The organism is Leeuwenhoekiella aestuarii, assembly GCF_004104055.1.
GTDB classification, from domain to species: Bacteria; Bacteroidota; Bacteroidia; order Flavobacteriales; family Flavobacteriaceae; genus Leeuwenhoekiella; species Leeuwenhoekiella aestuarii.
Window position 1 is genome coordinate 132,549 of sequence record NZ_QOVJ01000008.1, and the last position, 18,955, is coordinate 151,503.

General features: G+C 34.7%; 20 protein-coding genes and 1 pseudogene. 15 read left to right on the forward strand and 6 right to left on the reverse strand.

The window, feature by feature from the left end:
• Window positions 1-105: 105 nt before the first annotated feature.
• The 5 genes from gntA to DSM03_RS16145 all read left to right on the forward strand — a co-directional run bounded on the left by gntA (window position 106) and on the right by DSM03_RS16145 (window position 3,347).
• Window positions 106-819 carry a guanitoxin biosynthesis heme-dependent pre-guanitoxin N-hydroxylase GntA gene (gntA, locus tag DSM03_RS16125; protein ID WP_128761846.1) on the forward strand — a complete coding sequence of 238 codons (714 nt, stop codon included), beginning with the start codon at window positions 106-108 and terminating at the stop codon, window positions 817-819.
• A 3-nt stretch (window positions 820-822) separates the two neighbouring features.
• On the forward strand, window positions 823-1,431 hold the full coding sequence (locus DSM03_RS16130; RefSeq protein WP_128761845.1) for a DUF1989 domain-containing protein: 609 nt from the start codon (window positions 823-825) through the stop codon (window positions 1,429-1,431).
• A 98-nt stretch (window positions 1,432-1,529) separates the two neighbouring features.
• Window positions 1,530-1,886 (forward strand): DUF3140 domain-containing protein, encoded by a 357-nt coding sequence (locus tag DSM03_RS16135; RefSeq protein ID WP_128761844.1) that lies wholly within the window; start codon window positions 1,530-1,532, stop codon window positions 1,884-1,886.
• A 74-nt stretch (window positions 1,887-1,960) separates the two neighbouring features.
• Complete coding sequence (locus tag DSM03_RS16140; protein ID WP_128761843.1) at window positions 1,961-2,437, forward strand: DUF4199 domain-containing protein; 477 nt, start codon at window positions 1,961-1,963, stop codon at window positions 2,435-2,437.
• Between the two features lie 88 nt (window positions 2,438-2,525).
• Window positions 2,526-3,347, forward strand: a complete 822-nt coding sequence (locus DSM03_RS16145) for a Cof-type HAD-IIB family hydrolase (protein ID WP_128761842.1) — start codon at window positions 2,526-2,528, stop codon at window positions 3,345-3,347.
• A gap of 79 nt (window positions 3,348-3,426) precedes the next feature.
• Here DSM03_RS16145 and DSM03_RS16150 read toward each other — a convergent pair whose 3' ends face one another.
• Both DSM03_RS16150 and DSM03_RS16155 read right to left on the reverse strand, forming a co-directional pair.
• Window positions 3,427-4,740 carry an ABC1 kinase family protein gene (locus DSM03_RS16150; RefSeq protein WP_128761841.1) on the reverse strand — a complete coding sequence of 438 codons (1,314 nt, stop codon included), beginning with the start codon at window positions 4,738-4,740 and terminating at the stop codon, window positions 3,427-3,429.
• Window positions 4,741-4,746: 6 nt separating this feature from the next.
• A complete protein-coding gene (locus DSM03_RS16155) occupies window positions 4,747-5,433 on the reverse strand; it encodes a TetR/AcrR family transcriptional regulator (protein WP_128761840.1) in 687 nt (228 codons plus the stop codon).
• A gap of 236 nt (window positions 5,434-5,669) precedes the next feature.
• Between DSM03_RS16155 and htpG the strand changes: the two genes are divergently transcribed.
• From htpG to pncA, 4 genes are all read left to right on the forward strand, one after another.
• The gene (gene htpG / locus DSM03_RS16160) at window positions 5,670-7,559 is read left to right on the forward strand and encodes a molecular chaperone HtpG (RefSeq protein ID WP_128761839.1); all 1,890 of its coding nucleotides are present in this window, start codon (window positions 5,670-5,672) and stop codon (window positions 7,557-7,559) included.
• 203 nt (window positions 7,560-7,762) lie between these two features.
• Window positions 7,763-9,178: a nicotinate phosphoribosyltransferase gene (locus DSM03_RS16165; RefSeq protein ID WP_128761838.1), complete on the forward strand. Its 1,416-nt coding sequence runs from the start codon at window positions 7,763-7,765 to the stop codon at window positions 9,176-9,178.
• Window positions 9,168-9,707, forward strand: coding sequence for a hypothetical protein (locus DSM03_RS16170; protein ID WP_128761837.1), 540 nt, complete (start codon window positions 9,168-9,170; stop codon window positions 9,705-9,707). The genes DSM03_RS16165 and DSM03_RS16170 overlap by 11 nt, the downstream gene beginning before the upstream one ends.
• 3 nt (window positions 9,708-9,710) lie before the next feature.
• A complete protein-coding gene (pncA, locus tag DSM03_RS16175) occupies window positions 9,711-10,319 on the forward strand; it encodes a bifunctional nicotinamidase/pyrazinamidase (RefSeq protein WP_128761836.1) in 609 nt (202 codons plus the stop codon).
• Between the two features lie 54 nt (window positions 10,320-10,373).
• Here pncA and DSM03_RS16180 read toward each other — a convergent pair whose 3' ends face one another.
• Both DSM03_RS16180 and DSM03_RS16185 read right to left on the reverse strand, forming a co-directional pair.
• Window positions 10,374-11,126 carry a DUF4397 domain-containing protein gene (locus DSM03_RS16180; protein ID WP_128761835.1) on the reverse strand — a complete coding sequence of 251 codons (753 nt, stop codon included), beginning with the start codon at window positions 11,124-11,126 and terminating at the stop codon, window positions 10,374-10,376.
• The gene (locus DSM03_RS16185; RefSeq protein WP_128761834.1) at window positions 11,113-12,402 is read right to left on the reverse strand and encodes an APC family permease; all 1,290 of its coding nucleotides are present in this window, start codon (window positions 12,400-12,402) and stop codon (window positions 11,113-11,115) included. The genes DSM03_RS16180 and DSM03_RS16185 overlap by 14 nt, the downstream gene beginning before the upstream one ends.
• A 141-nt stretch (window positions 12,403-12,543) precedes the next feature.
• On the opposite strand from DSM03_RS16185, the pseudogene DSM03_RS19145 reads away from it, so the two are divergent.
• The 3 genes and pseudogenes from DSM03_RS19145 to DSM03_RS16205 all read left to right on the forward strand — a co-directional run bounded on the left by DSM03_RS19145 (window position 12,544) and on the right by DSM03_RS16205 (window position 14,475).
• A pseudogene (locus tag DSM03_RS19145) lies at window positions 12,544-13,248 on the forward strand (DUF429 domain-containing protein).
• A 208-nt stretch (window positions 13,249-13,456) separates the two neighbouring features.
• Window positions 13,457-13,858 carry a hypothetical protein gene (locus DSM03_RS16200; RefSeq protein WP_128761831.1) on the forward strand — a complete coding sequence of 134 codons (402 nt, stop codon included), beginning with the start codon at window positions 13,457-13,459 and terminating at the stop codon, window positions 13,856-13,858.
• A 257-nt stretch (window positions 13,859-14,115) separates the two neighbouring features.
• A complete protein-coding gene (locus DSM03_RS16205; RefSeq protein ID WP_128761830.1) occupies window positions 14,116-14,475 on the forward strand; it encodes a DoxX family protein in 360 nt (119 codons plus the stop codon).
• A gap of 52 nt (window positions 14,476-14,527) precedes the next feature.
• On the opposite strand, the gene DSM03_RS16210 is transcribed toward DSM03_RS16205, so the two are convergent.
• Window positions 14,528-15,112, reverse strand: coding sequence for a T9SS type A sorting domain-containing protein (locus DSM03_RS16210; protein WP_128761829.1), 585 nt, complete (start codon window positions 15,110-15,112; stop codon window positions 14,528-14,530).
• Window positions 15,113-15,331: 219 nt separating this feature from the next.
• Here DSM03_RS16210 and DSM03_RS16215 point away from each other — a divergent pair, with 219 nt between their 5' ends.
• The gene (locus DSM03_RS16215) at window positions 15,332-16,210 is read left to right on the forward strand and encodes an AraC family transcriptional regulator (RefSeq protein ID WP_128761828.1); all 879 of its coding nucleotides are present in this window, start codon (window positions 15,332-15,334) and stop codon (window positions 16,208-16,210) included.
• A gap of 332 nt (window positions 16,211-16,542) precedes the next feature.
• Window positions 16,543-17,409, forward strand: coding sequence for a helix-turn-helix domain-containing protein (locus tag DSM03_RS16220; protein WP_128761827.1), 867 nt, complete (start codon window positions 16,543-16,545; stop codon window positions 17,407-17,409).
• Between the two features lie 24 nt (window positions 17,410-17,433).
• On the opposite strand, the gene DSM03_RS16225 is transcribed toward DSM03_RS16220, so the two are convergent.
• Window positions 17,434-18,210, reverse strand: a complete 777-nt coding sequence (locus tag DSM03_RS16225) for a S1/P1 nuclease (RefSeq protein ID WP_128761826.1) — start codon at window positions 18,208-18,210, stop codon at window positions 17,434-17,436.
• Window positions 18,211-18,454: 244 nt separating this feature from the next.
• Between DSM03_RS16225 and DSM03_RS16230 the strand changes: the two genes are divergently transcribed.
• On the forward strand, window positions 18,455-18,952 hold the full coding sequence (locus DSM03_RS16230) for a hypothetical protein (protein ID WP_128761825.1): 498 nt from the start codon (window positions 18,455-18,457) through the stop codon (window positions 18,950-18,952).
• The last annotated feature ends 3 nt before the right edge of the window (window positions 18,953-18,955 follow it).

The window sequence follows — 18,955 nt, forward strand, 5'->3', positions numbered from 1 at the left end:
TTAATAGATAATTTGACTACGATAATAAAATATAGTTTTAGATAATAATTATTGAGTTGAATTTTGCTTTTCAATTCTTCAAATACTAGTATCTATTATCTATCTATGACAACTACCGAAATACCAGAAACATCCATACAGCTTAAATCCAAATCCAGGTCTACCCCTTATTATAAGATGTTTGAAGATTTCATTTTAAAAAATGATCATCCGTGCATTATGGCCCAAACCACATTCAAACAGAAATCAGTCAATTTTGAAGTGTTTCAAGAACGCCTTGACTCAGATTCGGTAACTTCAAGATTATTAGTTGCTGTCAAAAATTACATAGAATCTTATCAGTTTGAAAACAATGATTTTGAAACACTAATTGCTGTATTTCCTAATCACCCAAGAGAAGATGAGCGTAGTTTTGAAAAAGCACTCTGGAAACAACTACAATCATTGCATGAGCTGGACACTAAAGACTGGGATACTTCAGTGAGTAGTGATCCTAATGACACGAAGTTTAGCTTTAGTCTTAACGGAGTTTCATTTTATATTGTAGGGATGCATCCTAATAGCTCCAGAAATGCACGTAAAGCTCCATTTGCGACTTTGGTATTCAATCTACATTGGCAGTTCGAAAAATTAAGAACGATGAATGTTTATGATAATGTAAGAGACCGTATTCGAAAACGCGATGCCGAAACGAATGGCAGTATTAACCCCATGCTTAAAGATTTTGGTAAACAAAGTGAAGCCAAACAATATAGCGGAAGAGCTGTTGATAATTCTTGGAAATGCCCCTTTCTAAATAAAAATGTAGAAATTAGATAAATCATGAGTGACTTAATTACCATTGCAAAACAAACAGGAAGTGCCTTTAGACTTAAAAAAGGACAACTGCTTAAAGTAATAGATCCACAAGGTGGCCAGGTAAGTGATCTTGTTCTTTTTAATGAAGCTGATGTTCGAGAAAAAATTTCCGCAGGAAAAACGATGGATTTTGAAGAATCTATACTGATTTGTGAAAATAATTTTCTGTGGAGCAACCGCAGCAGAAAAATGATGAAAATCATTAAAGATACAAATGGTCGCAATGATATTTTACTCGCACCTTGTAGCCCGGAAACCTTTGAGATAATGTATGATCACAAGGGGTATCATCCCAGTTGTTTTGAGAATCTACATACCAACTTGGAAAATTTCGGAATTACACCAGACGACATTCCCACAGCATTCAATATTTTTATGAATGTTCAATTTGAACCAGATGGTAAACTTTCGGTTTTACCTCCTACCAGTACAGCTGGTGATTATGTCCTTCTTGAAGCTCAAATGGATCTTATAATCGGAATGACAGCCTGTAGTGCAGAAGACAGTAATGGAGGTACTTTCAAACCCATTCAATATCAAATTTTAGGATCAGATGACAAGCCTAAAAATTAATCAAAAACGGTATTGTATATTCTTTACATAAACTTAATATTGCAGCCTTTTTGAGCTATGTGAATACCGCTAGCTTTGTCACTTAAAATTATATTATATTGTTTTCTAAAGAACGTCTATACAACGAGTTATTACAGTCTACAAATATGACTGCAGTAGAATTACGCGCTTGGTTACGCACCGATATTGCGCCTATTACTGTGGCCAATTATAAAGATGCTCCATCACTGGATCAATCTAACAGATTGCTGATGATTCTAATGAAATCTACAGACGAACTAACCAAAACAGATTGCTTTTTTATTCAGAGTATTTTGCAACGCATTAAATACCTTAAAAATAATCGCAGTACCGATCGTTATGCAAGGTTAGACTGGGAAAACAGCCTGCGCAATTTAGGCTACGATATCAAAAAGCAGGTTAAAACCATTAAAAAGGCTAAAGCTTATTACTAGGCTTTTATTAGTTACAAGTGCTTTACTTTTTACAGGATTTGCAGTACCTTCATCTTTTATATTGAAGGGTATCTATGAATAATTACCAACTTGAATTAAAATGGGCTGCTATCTACACCATCTTTTTATTGGTGTGGATGATCTTTGAACGGCTTATGGGTTGGCACGATGCACATATAGATAGGCATCACATTTACACCCTTTTTTTCTACATTCCGGCGGCAGTGCTCTACTATTGTGCTTTGAGCGACAAACGCAATAATTTTTACGGCGGAATCATTAGTTTTCAACAAGCCTTCATATCAGGGCTTATTTTTACTGTATTTATAGCAGTACTGGCAGCTCCCGCCCAATACATCATAAGCACATTTATTACGCCTTATTATTTTGAAAATGTCATTGCTTATGCCATTGAAACCGGAAAAACTTCTCCTGAAGAAGCCGAAGGTTTTTTCAATCTACAGAGCTACATTATACAGGCTGTGGTAAGTAGTCTTACTTTTGGCTTGGTCTTTAGTGCTTTGGTAGCACTTGTAGTAAAAAGAAAATAAGCGTTCTCAATATTAAATTCTCTAATATCAAACAAACAAGGACCCTCAGAATTTTCTTTGGGAAATTTGCTTCATTTATCTTTGTAAAATGAAAGATCAAATTAAACTGCTATGTTGTGACATAGACGGTACACTTCTCAACGCAAAACGCGATATCGCTCCAGAAACAGCTGATGCAATTAATAAGTTACCGGCAGATTTTCCGGTGATTCTGGCCTCATCAAGAATGCCTTCTGCTATGTATTATTTACAAGAAAAATTAAACAGAATAGATAGTCCAATAATCAGCTACAATGGCGGACTGGTTTTAGACACTGACGGCACAAAATTAAGAAGCAATACTGTTTCATTAGACTTTCTTGCCACTGTTATTGAGCATCAAATAAAATATGATTATAACATCAGTACCTATTGTACTGATACTTGGCGCACGGCACATGTAGATTACTGGACATTACGTGAAATACGAAGTACTCGAGTAGAACCTGTTTTAACTCCGATTAACGAGCACATAGCGATTTTGAAAGAAATTGATGAGCAACCACATAAGATCATGTGTATGGGCTCTCCACGAGCTTTAGACAGCCTTATAGATGTTTTACAAAATAAGCATGGTGACGAAGCGCATTTTTACAGATCTAAGGATGTTTATGTTGAGATCACACCTAAAAATATTGATAAGAGCACTGCATTAAATGAATTGATCGAAAACAAATATAAGCTAACGCTCGATCAGGTTATTGCCTTTGGTGACAATTTTAACGACACGACGATGATAAAAACCGTTGGCTTTGGGGTAGCGGTGGCTAATGCTACTCAAGAAGTTAAAGATGTTGCAGATTATGTGAGTGCGTTTACAAACAAAGAGCACGCTGTAGCAAAGACATTGGAAGAGTTTATACTTAATTAAGTAAACAGCTAAAAATAGAGAGGCGCACTCCAACCAAAAAGTACGCCTCTCCAAACAACCTAACCAATAGTCTTACTAACTATTTGTTTAAATAATTTTCATAGTTATTTACCTTTATTTTTGCTCCTAAATCGTGCATCAGATTATATAAACCAAAGAATGTTCGGTTGATGTATAAAAAATGTTTACTTCCTCTGTTTCCGTTCATTTTACGAAGCTGAGTATCTTTTGAGTATTTGTCGCTTAAATCTGCGATTTGAGCAAAAAAGCGTTCATCACTAAAGTCAAAATCTTCTAGATGGAAAGGTTTTGTAAACAGACTCAGCATCTCGTGAAATAATTCTGAAAAGAATTTGATTTCTTCTGGGGAATCATCTTTTCTCAAGATTTCTAACTCAAACATTTTTGTCATAAAAATGTCTGGATTATTGATGTTTTCCGGCTCTGCCAATTCAAAATAGGGAGTATAAAATTCGTGTGGAACTTTCTTTATACAACCAAAATCTATAGCAATAAGATTTTGGTCTTTATCCACTAAAAAATTACCGGGATGAGGATCTGCATGCACCTGCTTCAAATGATGCATTTGATACATATAAAAATCCCAAAGTGCCTGCCCTATTTTATCTGCAGAATTCTGATCTGTATTTCTAGCAGTAAACTCACTCAAGTGCTCCCCTACCATCCAATCCATTGTAATGATACGCTCGCTAGACCATTCAGGGTAATACTTTGGAAATTTAAGATTAGGAATCACGCTACATTTTTCAGTGATTTCCTGACTCTGGTTTACTTCAAGAATATAATCTGTTTCTTCAAGTAGTTTATCTTCTACCTCCTTAAAATACTTCTCTTTATCCTTTCCTTTTAGATTAAACATCCGGCTGGCGATTGGCTTCACTAGAGCCAAATCGCTACTGATACTGTCTGCAACCCCGGGGTATTGAATTTTCACAGCAAGTTTTTTCCCATCTTTCGTCGCCTGGTGCACCTGACCGATGCTCGCGGCGTTTATACTTTGGGTTGTAAACGTATCGTATAGCTCTTCCGGATATTTATCTAAATACTTTTTAAATGTTTTTCTAACTAATGCTGCAGAAAGCGGTGGCACCGAAAATTGCGAAAGCGAAAATTTCTCAACATATGCTTTCGGAAGAATATTCTTCTCCATACTTAGCATTTGCGCCACCTTTAGCGCACTTCCTTTTAAGCTTTTGAGGCCGTCGTATATATCTTCTGCATTATCATCATCTAACTCCTCACGGGTAAGTTCACTATTAAACGCTTTTTTTCCATAATATTTTGCGTAGTTACCTCCCACTTTCACTCCTGTTTTAACCAGTTTAGAAGCACGCTGTAACTTATTAGTCGGGATATAGTCTATCGTTTTCATAAGCGTTTATTTAGATCTTGAGAAATTCTCTTTGAATAAAAACTTTCCAAAATCAAGAACACTTTCTAAAGGTGTTGTATTAAATACGTCAAAAATGGCATTAACAGATTTCTCAATTGCAACATCTGTATTTTCAAAACGTGCGGAGTTGTCGTCCATCCAGTATTTTAAAAGAAATAAGGTTTGTAACCAAGCCCCTTCACTAAATACAGAAACCGGATTTTTTGTAAGTCTAGACGACTTTTCGTCGTTGGCTTGCTCAATTAGGTCTCCCGCAAAACTTCTCACTTTTAATCGTAGATCTCTCAACTGTCCCAAAGTCTTCAAACTATCTTTTTGCTCTTGCAAAGCGAAAAGTACATAACTTCTGTTTGCTGTTAAAACTTCAAATAAAGTATAAAAGAATGAAAGCATTTTTTCCCGGTTAGGGTAGGTTGCATATTCTTTATTTTTATGAATCACAGCAATTGTATTGTCAAAAAATGCAACCCATATAGCTTCACGAATTCCCTGAAAAGAACCAAAAAAGTTATAAAAGACACCTTCTTCAATCCCATGATCTTTACAAAATTTAAATACTGAAGCAGGTCGCTCACCGTGTTCCAAAACATACTCCATATACAGTGTCATTACACGTTGTTGAGTTAATTCTGGTTTCTTTTTAGCTGTAGTTTTTTTTTGGGTAGTCGCCATATCTTAAGTGATTTAGATAAGTAAAATTAAACCTGTTTAATTTTATTTCAAAATTCTTAAACAAAACCTTACGTTAAAGTTCTTTCAGTAAAAATGAAAGTTGTGTCAGTTTGTCACGCACCTGCCTTTGGTACTTTTTTTGACTCTTAGCTTTCAGATTTGCTATAATGCAAACCTTTCAAATAAAATCATATAATCCGATTTTAAAGAATCGGTACTAAAAATCACATAACACTATGTCTACAGGTAAAATTAATGTTGCTGTTGAGAACATTTTCCCGCTGATAAAGAAGTTCTTATACAGTGATCACGAGATCTTTTTGCGGGAGCTAATCTCTAATGCAACTGATGCTACTTTAAAACTGAAACACTTAACTAACATTGGCGAAGCTAGTGTTGAATATGGGAACCCTGTAATCGAAGTTAAGGTTGATAAGGATGCAAAAACCTTAAGTATCATAGATCAGGGTATCGGGATGACCGAAGAAGAAGTTCAGAAATACATCAACGAAGTTGCATTTTCTGGCGCTGAAGAATTCTTAGATAAGTATAAAGATTCTGCTAAAGATAGTGGAATCATTGGCCATTTTGGTCTTGGTTTTTACTCTGCTTTTATGGTTGCCCGTAAAGTTGAGATCATCACTAAGTCTTTTAAAGAGGAGCCTGCTGTAAAATGGGAATGTGATGGATCTCCTGAGTTCACCATTTCTCCTGCTGATAGAACAGAGCGAGGTACCGAAATCATCTTACATATCGCAGAGGATTCTGAAGAGTTTTTAGAAGAAAATCGCATCAGCGAGTTGCTTACTAAATACAACAAGTTTATGCCGGTGCCAATTAAATTTGGTACTAAAGAAGAAACGCTACCATTACCAGAAGATGCTGCCGAAGATGCAGTAGCAGAGACTAAAACTGTTGATAATATCATCAACAACCCTAATCCAGCCTGGACGAAGCAACCTGTAGATCTTGAAGAAAAAGACTACAACGAGTTCTATCGCGAACTGTACCCTATGCAGTTTGAAGAGCCACTTTTCCACATTCATTTAAATGTTGATTATCCTTTTAACCTAACCGGTATTTTATATTTCCCGCGTTTAGGTCAGGATATGAATATTCAGAAAGATAAAATTCAGCTGTATCAAAACCAGGTTTTTGTAACCGATAATGTAGAAGGAATTGTTCCTGAATTTTTAACGATGCTTCGTGGTGTCATTGACTCACCAGATATTCCACTTAATGTTTCTCGTTCTTATCTTCAGGCAGATGGAGCTGTTAAGAAAATCTCGAGTTACATCACCCGTAAGGTTGCTGATAAGCTAAAATCTCTTTTCAACGAAGATCGTGAGGATTTTGAAAAGAAATGGAACGACATCAAAGTGGTTATTGAATACGGAATGCTAAGTGAAGACAAATTCTTTGATAAAGCAGATGCTTTTGCATTATATCCTACCGTTGATGGCGCGTATTACACATTTGCAGAGCTTCAGGAAAAAATCAAAGACAATCAGACTGATAAAGACGGAAAACTTGTAATTCTTTATGCTTCTAATCAGGATGCACAGCATTCTTACATTCAGGCTGCAAAAGATAAAGGTTATGAGGTATTGTTATTAGACTCTCCTATCGTTTCACATTTGCTACAAAAACTAGAAACTTCTAAAGAAAATGTAAGTTTTGTACGAGTAGATGGTGATGATGTAAACAATCTCATCAAGAAAGATGAAGAGCAGATCTCTAAACTTTCTGACGAAGAAAAAGAAAGTTTAAAAACTTTGCTTGAAGAGACCATTGCAGATAAATCTTACACAGTTAAGTTAGAAGCGATGGATAGTAATGCAGCGCCGTTTATGATTACACAACCCGAGTTTATGCGTCGTATGAAAGAGATGCAAGCAACCGGTGGTGGTGGCGGTATGTTTGGCATGGGTAATATGCCAGACATGTACAACGTCGTGGTAAACACTAACAGTGAGTTGGTTAACGAGATATTAAGTACAAAAACTAAGAAAAAACAAGAGCGTTTAATTTCTCAGTCTATGGATTTAGCTCGTTTATCTCAGGGCTTGCTAAAAGGAGAAGCTTTAACTAACTTTGTTAAACGCTCCTATGAGATGATTAAATAGGTAGTTAGATCTTAGATTTGAGACACTAGATCTAAAACCCTGACTTCATAACTAAAACCGCTCTTTAAAAAGAGCGGTTTTTTATTGCCTAAACTTTAAAAAAATCCTCATCTCATAAGCACTTAACTTCTAACGTTTCTTTAACCCCTAATTGAGATAGATTCATACATAATTTGTTAAATTCACTTAACTAAAGTTTTAGAATGTTTCAATTTACTGCAACCTATACCGACCTCTATCAGCTGAGCATGGCTCAGGTCTACTTCAATAAAAACCAAAATCAGCAGGCTGTTTTTGATTACTTTTTTAGAAAACTTCCATTTAAAGGTGGTTATGCGATCTTTGCAGGATTAGAAGAAATCCTTTCTATAATAGAAGATCTACGCTTTTCTGAAGAAGATATAGAATATCTCAAACAACACGATTTTGAACCAGAATTTTTAAATTATTTAAAGGATTTTCGCTTCCGCGGAACTATCAACTCTGTGGCTGAAGGCGAAATCGTTTTTCCTACTGCTCCTATTTTACAGGTTGAAGCCAACCTGATCGAAGCACAAATTATTGAAACCATACTGCTCAACACCTTAAACTTTCAAACACTAATCGCGACCAAAGCGAGCCGTATTCGTAACGTAGCTGGAGACAAAACACTACTTGATTTTGGTTTACGCAGAGCTCAGGGGCCAGGTGGATATTACGCAACACGTGCAGCAATGGTAGGTGGTTTTAACGGTAGTAGCAATGTAATTACAGGGCGTGATTATAACATTTCTATTAGCGGGACAATGGCACACGCATTTGTACAAAGCTATGATGACGAATTGGTTGCTTTTAGAGATTTTGCCGAGAACAGACCCAAGAATTGTGTATTACTTGTAGACACGTACAATACCTTAAAAAGCGGAATGCCTAACGCAATAACCGTCGCAAAAGAAATGGAATCCAGAGGTCAAAAACTGCTTGCCATTCGTTTAGACAGCGGTGACCTTGCTTATCTATCTAAACAATGCCGCAAAATGCTGGATGCAGCAGGATTGGATTATGTGAAAATTGCTGCTTCTAATCAGCTAGATGAATATGTGATCCAAAGTTTACAAAATCAAAATGCACCTATAGATATTTATGGTGTAGGAACCAATCTTGTTATTGGTAAACCAGACGGTGCATTAGACGGTGTTTATAAGCTGTCTTTTGCAAATAATAAACCACGTATTAAAATTTCAGAAAGCATCTCTAAAGTTACGCTTCCACATAAAAAACAGGTGTATCGAATTTTTAATGAAGACGGCCAGCAAATAGGCGCAGATGCCATTGGCCTTGCTGATGAATGGCATCTTAACCGTATGCATCACCCGGTAGAACCGTTTAAAAATCTTGTTATAGCAACACTAAAACAAGAAGCCTTGTTAAAACCCGTAATGCAAAACGGAAAACGCAATCACCCCAAAAAATCGATCGAAGAAATTGCTAACTTCAGCAAACAACAATTGGCTTTGTTACCTGATGAATACAAACGGTTTGACAATCCGCATATTTACAAAGTAGGAATTAGTGATCGCCTAAAAGAAGAACGTGACCGCCTCATTGCCGAACATAAAAATCAGATAGATGATTATTAAATTTTTCTCTTTTCTTTTTCTATTTATTTCACTGTCCTCATTTTCGCAAAGCGAAAAAACAGCAGGTTATTTGTCAAGAGAAGATAATGAAACTTGGTTGGCAAATTTTGAAAAGCTAGCCAGCAAAGACCTAAAACTAGAAGCGATTAAGCAAAAAACACTTAGCGATTCAGAGTATGTTGAGCCAAGACCCGGCATGTGTCTTACCGGCTTAAACAATAAACAACGTGCGGCTCTAAGAACAAGTAATAATACAAAGCCTAAACCTACTGCAGCTTGCAAAATACTGTTTGTATTACACACAGAAAACACATACCCCATAGATCTACAGAAAAGTCCTCAATACATACCTTTAGTTAAAATGCTCAAAGCAGAAAACATAACGTCGGTACACGTTTTAAAAGGAATATCAGCTTCAGCATTATATGGCTCTCGGGCAAGTTGCGGGGTAGTGATAATGACTTCTGAAGATGATAGAATCACTGAAGCGTTACAAAAACTTAACAACCAAAAAACAACCAAATCTTAAAATATGAAAGCTCTCATTATAATTGATATGCAAAATGATTTTATGCCTGGTGGTGCACTTGCTGTTCCCGGTGGCGATCAGATCATTCCATTAGTAAATAAATTGCAAGAGAAATTTGACCTAGTCATTGCTACGCAGGATTGGCATCCTGAAAACCACTCTAGTTTTGCAGATAATCATCATGATAAAGAAGACTTTGACACTACAATTATTGATGGTGTTGAGCAAACTCTTTGGCCCGTACATTGTATTCAAACAACAGATGGTGCCGATTTTCACCCACATATGAATGCTGCTAAAATAGAAGCTATCTTCAGAAAAGGAACAGATCCTAAAATTGATAGTTACAGCGGTTTTTATGACAATGCACATAAAAAGTCAACAGGTCTTGCCGGTTTCTTAAAAGGAAAAGGAATCACCTCCTTATACTTCTGTGGTCTTGCTGCAGAATTCTGTGTGAGTTATTCAGTTTTAGATGCATTAAATGAAGGGTTTAAAGTAACCTTATACGAAGATGCAACTCGCGCGCTAGACTCTGATGCCTTTGATCTGATGAAAGACAAAATTTACGAGAAAGGCGGGAGAATTAAACTCGCTGAAGAATTAGTGTAAGTTACCAAGTATTATATAAATCACAAAGGCAGTTGCAATAAGCAACTGCTTTTTTTATTCTTTATTAGTTTTTGAGCTTTCTCCTGTTACAACTTTTAAATCACCGGTTTTTGCCTGAATTTCAGGAATCAAGAAAAAAGTATATAGCGTTTGCTTATCTAAAGCTTGGCTCATTTCTAAACGCTTAATAGGTGAACTTTTTGATCTCCAAATAACCGAATACGTCCCGATATCAAACTTCTGTGAAGCGTGGTCATTTCCGTAAGCAGTAGTACCAAAATTAATATCAGAATCTAAAGATGCTTCAGCAGTAAATGATTTCTCAAAGGGAACAAGATTCACCCAGCGCATTTGAGCCGTAGTTTTACCTCCTTCATAATGATCATCCAGAAGACGCATCTGAGGTAAATAACCATTAGCGGTGCGCGCTTCAGCCCCACTAACGATACTATGCAATTGAGAAGAAGTTGTGGTCTGGTTAACAACTTGATTTTCTGACAATAGACCATAAATAAAAAGCGTGAATTTTCCTCCGGCAGCAAAACCAATTTTCTTCTCTAGAATAACTTTTTCATGTACGACGACCTGAATTTGATACACGCCAGGCTTTATTTTATAATATGAAGTAAGGTCGCTATAATTTAGGCTGTACTTTTCGGTGGCACCATCAGAAATAAGCTTCATACTAACCGCTGAATTTTCGACTAAAAAATCTCCCAATCGCAATTCAACATATTGATCACCTTTTTCTGAGCAACTTATAAAGTATAGAAGAAAAACAGGAATTAGGTATTTAATCGCTCTCATTTTGATTACTTCTTTTAATAGTATTTTTCAGTAAATAAGGTCTCCCCACAACAATTAATAAAACAAGTGCTCCCACAGCTACTAATGCTAAAGGCTTAGAAATTGAAAGTCTAAATACCAGTGCCAAACCTATTATTCCACTTATAATGATACCACATAGAGGTATCCATTTTTTTGAATCTGACTCTTTTAAAGCTATCCAATTCACAATACCAAAAGTGCATAAAAACGCTAGACTGGCTGCTTCCACAAGTGAACTTAGACTCCCTATTACCGCCATACCTGCAGCCAAAGCCCCGAGAAGAATAATAGAACGATCTGGCACATCGTTAGTATTTGTATGGTTAAACCAAGAAGGTAATTCGTTTTGTTTTGCAATACGTTTAGATAGATTTGCGGTGGAGAATAATGTCGAATTTATTGCTGCGGCCGTTGCAAATGCAGCAGCAATAGTCATAACTATGATTCCGGTTTTTCCAAATGCATTTTGAGCAGATATGCTGAGTGCTATCTCTTTAAAACGCACAAGAGATAATGCACCTCCTAGCATAGTCGCTCCAAGAGCAACGAGGATATAAAGTATAACTACAAACCCAACAGCACTTAGTAACGTAGGCATTAAATACTTTTTAGGCTTTTTTATTTTACTATACTCATACGTAAGCAGCTGAAAACCTTCGTAAGCCATAAATATGGCCGCCCCTCCTATAAGGCTTGACCAAAACGGTCTGGGTTCAATTCCCGAGACTAATTGATTTGGATCCCAGTTGATAATCCCATAAATCGCCAGGCTAAATAGTACGATGAGATTGACAGAAACTATTGCTATTTCTACTTTAGAGAGTTTACCTACACCAGCAAGATTAAGAACGACTAAAGATGCTACGATTGTCAACGCAAGCAAACGAGTTATTAACGGATCAAAATTGAATGCAAAAGATACATAGTGACCAAAAGCGAAAGCGTAAACTGAAATAGTCAAAACATAACCCAGAATCAACATCCAGGCCAGATTACCTGCCATATTTTTAGCTTTGATTGCTTCTAAAAAAACAAATACCCCACCTTCTTTATGAAATTTTTTAGTCAGGAAAACGTAGCTGTATGCAGAAGGTAATGCAACTAATCCGGTTAATAAAAAGGCCAACCACGCCCATTGAGCTGAAACTGCGATTACTACGCCAAGTACGGTATAAATACCTCCACCTACCATTCCACCAGCAGCTAACGCCCAAACAGCTAATACTCCTAAAGATTTTGATGACTTTGAGCCCATCACTAAGTTATTTCTATTTAGTGTTCAATTTAGAAAACCTATTATTTATTATCTCAAGTCAAACCGTATTTACAATAGATTTAACCTTCACCAAATGAATTTACCAATCGCTTTAAACTATATTTTGCAAAAAGATTTATTATGATTTTAGGCGGAATAGATGGCTGCAAATATGGATGGGTTGTTATCACTAAATCTCAATCTATTTTTCAATATTTCTTCATTAAAAAAATCGAAGAGCTAACAGAATTATTCAAAAACCAAAAGGCCCGATTTTTTATTGATATTCCTATTGGTTTATCATCTAGAGAATTCACTAGAACAGTTGATACCCGGTTAAGATCTGAACTAGGCCCCAGAAGCTCAACTGTTTTTAACGCTCCGTGCAGGCCGGCAGTATATGAATCAGACAGACAAAAGGCCAAAAAATTAAATATTCAAATTGAGGGTAAAAATCTATCTGAACAAACCTTGAATATAAAAGACAGAATTCAAGAAGTTGACAAGTATATTTTTAAAAATAATGCTGCTATTTAACTATTAGAAAGTCACCCTGAGATTTGTTTTAAATACCTCAACCACACGCAAATTATACACTCTAAAAAATCAGACAAAACAGGTATTAAACAACGCCTATCTCTTTTGAAAAAATATGAGCCCGGTATTGAAAAAAACTATAATAAAATCCTTGAAGAAACCAAACGCAAAGAAGTTAAGAGAGATGACATTTTAGATGCGCTTTGCCTCTGCATTTCTAATTCTCTAGCATACCCAGATCAAACCAGCTATATTGAAGATCTTAACAAGATAGACAAGCGACAAATCCCTATTAAAGTTGCATTCTAAGATTCATCAACATAAAATTTCACTAAACACATTGATTTGTAAGGAATTCCGTAATGTTTTTTTTAGAATTTGATTTAAATTGCTCCTGATTAAAAGTCCCTACCTTTTTACAAAATCCCAACTTACTGAAAATCAACATTACTATTTAAATAGCATCTTGTTTATAAAAAGCAAAAGCTTGGTTTAGCAATTTATCAAACTTAATTTAATGCAGTTACTTTTCAAAAAACGTAGGGTTTATTTAAACCTAATAATAGGTATAACTTGTGTGCTTCTTGTTCTGTCTAAATTTATCATCAAAGAGCCTATCAATTGGCTTGATTACGCAATGCTTGTCTTAGCCTTGTATTATTTTACTCAGTATTATTTTAATTATAAATTTCAATACCTTACGATAACAGATAAAGAAATAGTCAAACAGCGGATTATCTATAAAAAAGCAATCCCTATTAAAGAAGTAAGACGGTTCTACCGCAATAAAGCAGGAGACTATGTTATTGAAGGAAGTAAAAAAAAGATTAAAATTAATCCTTTAGAGGTACAACCCGAATCACTTAGAAAATTCAAACATTTTACTTCGCGGTTAAAAGTAGCTAAAGAGATTTTTTAGAGCATCATCAACTAATTTATCAGCAATGATCTATAAATTTCGTTTAGCTTAATTACAAAATTTTAAAGCTAATCAGATATTCTACAAAAACTATTAATCTATATTCTGTTATCTCAGATCTACTGAATGCAAAAGTTAGACGCTTAACTAATCCTAGTTAAAGCAGATATTGATAAAATATTGTAATCTAAGCAACAGCCAACTCTAGATTAATGAATTGGCTGTTTTTTTGTCTACTTTTAAAAGAAAATTCAACTATGATTTACCCTTGGCATCTTTACCTGATGGCGGCTATGTATATAATTGCCGGCATTATGCACTTTATAAAACCTAAAGCTTATTTGCGCATAATGCCAAGATATTTACCGGCTCCTAAGAGTTTGGTTTATTTGAGCGGCTTTGCTGAAATTCTTCTTGGAGTTGGGTTATGTTTTTCAGAAACAAAAAATACAGCGATCTGGTTAATTATTTTGATGCTTGCCGTTTTTTTACTCGTCCATTTTTATATGTTATCTTCTAAAAAAGCAGGGCTCAATTTACCCTCTTGGGTTTTATGGGGAAGAGTTTTTTTACAATTTGGTTTGATGTACTGGGCTTATTTTTATTTAACAGTATAAAAAAAGCCTTTGCTAAATTAGCAAAGGCTTATAAATGATTGATTATAATTTCTTATTTGATCTCAATTTGCTTTGAGAAATAATCTTTACCTACAGACACTCCTATTCTGTAATTACCAGATGGCAATTCCTGAAAGTTTAGTGCTTGCTTCACTACTAGGTTATGATCTGTAAGAGATTCTATAATAGAACCATTCTCATCATATACACGAGTAGTAGTTTTTACTTCTTTAGGGTTTGTAAAAGAAATCATTACGATATCATCTTGAACTTTGTAGTTAGGCTTAAAGATAGTTTTGCTTTCGTCCTTAATAACATCTAATCCTTTATACTCTTTTTTAATGGTAGTATAAGATTTAGCATAATCATCTTCATATATAAGATAATACTTTCCTACAGGAAGTTCTTCTAGACTTAATGTTTTTGTATCATTAGCGACACTACCTGCATATTCTGTATAAAGACGCTCTCCGTCACCATCCTCAAGATAAATCTGAGCTCCTTCAATCGCATTTGTGTATTCTACTTGAACCATAAAGTTCTCGTTAACCGTCACTGCAATTCCATCTGCTGCACTGGCATTTAAACTAAAAGCTAATGTCAATGCTAATACCAAAGTTTTAATACTTGTTTTCATAGGTTTGGTTTTTTGTGAGTGATTTAATTTATTCACATTGCAAATGTATGGTGGTAATTCACTCTAAAATAGAACCCATTGTGCTAAATTATGTGCTATTTTAACTTAACAAATATCTTTTTATTTATTTTTGTGAAAACTATATATATTTAGGTTAATATAGCACAAGTTATAAGTTAAACGCTTGTCTAAATTTATACTGAACTAACAGTTAAGCCCATGATTAAATCTCCAAAACCAGCATTTGAGAAAATTGAACCCGGTTTTGGCAGTTCATTTTCATACCGCATGTATGATGAAAATCACGAAAACAACAACCACAATTTCTGGCATTATCATCCTGAACTTGAATTAGTTTATGTAAAGGGCGGTACAGGTAAGAGACAAGTAGGTAGTCACATTTCTTATTACCGCAATGGAGAACTCATACTCATAGGTTCTAATTTACCCCACTGTGGCTTTACAGATTCATTAAATAATTACGAACGTGAAACTGTTATACAAATGCGTCCAGACTTTTTAGGAGAGTCTTTTTTTAATATTCCTGAAATGCGAAGTATAAAAGCTCTCTTTGAGCGCGCTAAAATGGGCATTGTCTTTCACGGGGAATTAAAGAGAGATGTAGGCGCCAAAATTGAAGCATTAAAAGATGTATCAAATTACGAACGTTTATTGGGCTTACTTGAAATTTTAAAACTCTTAGAAATTGCAGATAAATACACAGTTCTCAATGCACAAGGATTTATTTTAGAGACTGAATTACAAGATAATAATCGAATTAATATAATTTTCAATTTTGTAAAGGAAGAGTTTAAAAGACAAATCACTCTTGAAGAAATTTCTGAATTAGTTAGTATGACCGTTCCTGCCTTTTGCAGATATTTCAAAAAAATTACCGGAAAAACATTTACTCAATTTGTAAATGAATATCGACTTGTCCATGCTGCAAAACTTCTTCATGAAAAACCGATAAGTATTACAGATGTTTGTTTTGAAAGTGGGTTTAATAATTTTAGTCACTTTAATAAACAGTTCAAAAAGTTTACAGGTAAAACACCATCTACATATCGTAATGAACTCAAATTTATTGTCTCCTAGAATATTATAGCCGTTTTAACTGAATTCTAAACACTTAATTTACTTTCAAATTTTTACTATTTAACAAATAGTTTTGTTAAATAGAATTTTATTAGGAGATTACACGTTTAGACTATTTATTTTAACTAAACTATTTACTACCAGCTAAACTAATAGTCAACTAGACTTTAAAACTTTTAGCAAACTAATACATCTTAAGTCATTTTCTTAATTTTTTGTTAAATTAGATGCGATTGTAAAAATCCCCTTAAAATACTGTAACTTTTAAACAGCCCTAATGACATATATATCCCCTTTGATGCTACACAAAAATCTACTAAACTCAAAATGCCATGGCACAGTTAAACTGGCAAGACATATTTATAATAAATCGATTTTCAACTTCAAGATGGGATTCTGACTTTGATGATGATTTATACTTTCAGATAATTTTTATTGAAGACGGAAGCGGGAGAATAACTCTTGATGGAAAAGTTACTGCTTTTAAAAGTCGTGATGTTTTTATTTTCAGTAAACAAGAAGTTCCTCAGATTAAAATTCATGAGACTACAACTTTTATAATATTTAAATTCACAGACTTATTGTTTTCTAGTAAGATAAGCCTTCCTGATAAGCAATATTGGTTAAGGCGTAGTGAGTTTATACTTAATCACCCCAAGAGAAGATTTCAAGAAGCTCTGAAGTCAATAGAAGAGCGAGATCTGATCTGGAGAATTATCTTTTTTATACGTAAGGAAAATGCAAATAGAGAGCAATATCACTTGCAAATAATCGCTAATATGGTTAGTACACTCTTGAGTATATTAGCACGTAATATCACAGAAAACAATCCAGAAAGTAATACATACAGACAGTCTAAAAAAACGGAACGTATAGATGAGATCTATGCTTATATTCGATATAACATATATGACTCAAGTATGCTTAAAATATCTGTTATTGCTAAGCATTTTCATATTACAAGTAGTACGTTGAGTAATTATTTCAAGAAAGAAACAGGGAATTCTCTTCATAATTACATTCTACTCTATAAACTTGAGATAGCTAAAGACAGACTTTTAAATTCAGAATTTACGGTATCTCAAATAGCGATACAATTAGGGTTTACAGATGAAAGTCATCTTACGCGTATTTTCAAAAAATATTGTAAAGCAACTCCTAAGCAATACAAAGATGCTCATGTAGCCACAGATAAATAGCTATATAAATTAGAGATTTGGTTTTTAACCAAATAGTTCATTTAAAACAGCAGCAAGACGCACTCCTCCTTTTTGGAGTTGTTCTTGCACAATTTTTATATGATCTGCTTGATACCTGTAACTTAGCTTCTCTCCTATTTCAGCCGAATCATAAACCATTTCTGCCAGAGTTTGCCCTTCGGTTACCCAATCAAGAACACTTCCTTTAGTTAATTCTTTATATTGGTCTTTAGAAACTGAACCAAAATTTTCAGCAATCTCGCTATAAGACATCCCATAACTTTCTAGCATTTTGGTATCCCAAAGTGAGTGTAAGTTGGTACCATCATTAAACCAACGCACCTGAAAGTCATTGCCTCCTTTGTCTTCAGCATGACCTAAATGTAAGGGTTGATGCAAATCTCCAATAAAGTGCACTAACAGTTTAAGGTAAAAAACCTTATCACTCTTAGAAGTAGTTTTTGAGCTAAGAACCTCTTTACATTTCTCGATACCCATAACGATATCTCCGTATTTGTTATGCTCAGCTTCTGCATAAGAAAGACCTGGAGCTATGTTCACATAATGCCAACTACCATATTTTCTATACGCATCATAACTTTTTATCTCGTCTGCATATGTAGAGATGACTACTAAAGTTTCTTCTCCCAGTAACTTTTCAAGTTCTCGCTGGGTTTTCTTATTTAAATAGTTTGTTGCAATTGCTGCAGTTGCACGATGCCCCTTACTTCCCCAGTCATCTGCTTTAACGATAACAGTACTCAAAACCAATAGTAAAAGGCTTAAAAATGTATTTCTCATCAGAATATTTTTGGCAAATTTAAACCTTTATAAGGCTTTAGAAACGTTATGGACAATCATTACAAAAAACCGTCATATATAACACTGAAAATAAAACAATTATGATTTAAAGATTTTTTAGCAAAACCTCGCGTTGTTATCTAAAACATTTAAGTTTAACTTACGTTTAAAAGAACACATTGGGTTGATTATCTTTATACCTTTGCGTTAGTTTTTACATAATAATATAAGAAGCAATTCTATTATGAAATCTTTTAATGAAGTACAACGTTTTGATCAATGGTGGCTGCGACTTTTACTAGTTGTTATTTTGGCTATTGCAGTAAGTCCTTTGGTTATGGACTGGGATACGTTAAAATTATCACGCTTTGAGATTGCATCTGTAGTATTGAGCATATTGGTTATTTTAGGCTTGTTTTTAGGATTCTGGTATATCTTTAAGCTAGAAACCACAATCAACGAAAAAGGCATTACCTATAGATTTGTTCCCTTTCACATCAAATCAAGATTTAAATCCTGGAAAGAAATTAAAAGTGCTACAATAAGAAAATACCATCCTATACGTGAGTATGGAGGTTGGGGTTATCGCATTTCTTTTACTAAAAGGAAAGCTCTTACTACAAAAGGTAATAAAGGCATACAACTCATATTTAATGATGGAAATGAGTTGCTTTTAGGCACACAACAGCCTGAAAAAATCATGGAATTTTTCAAGAAGTACAACATCCCTCTCAAAAATTAAATC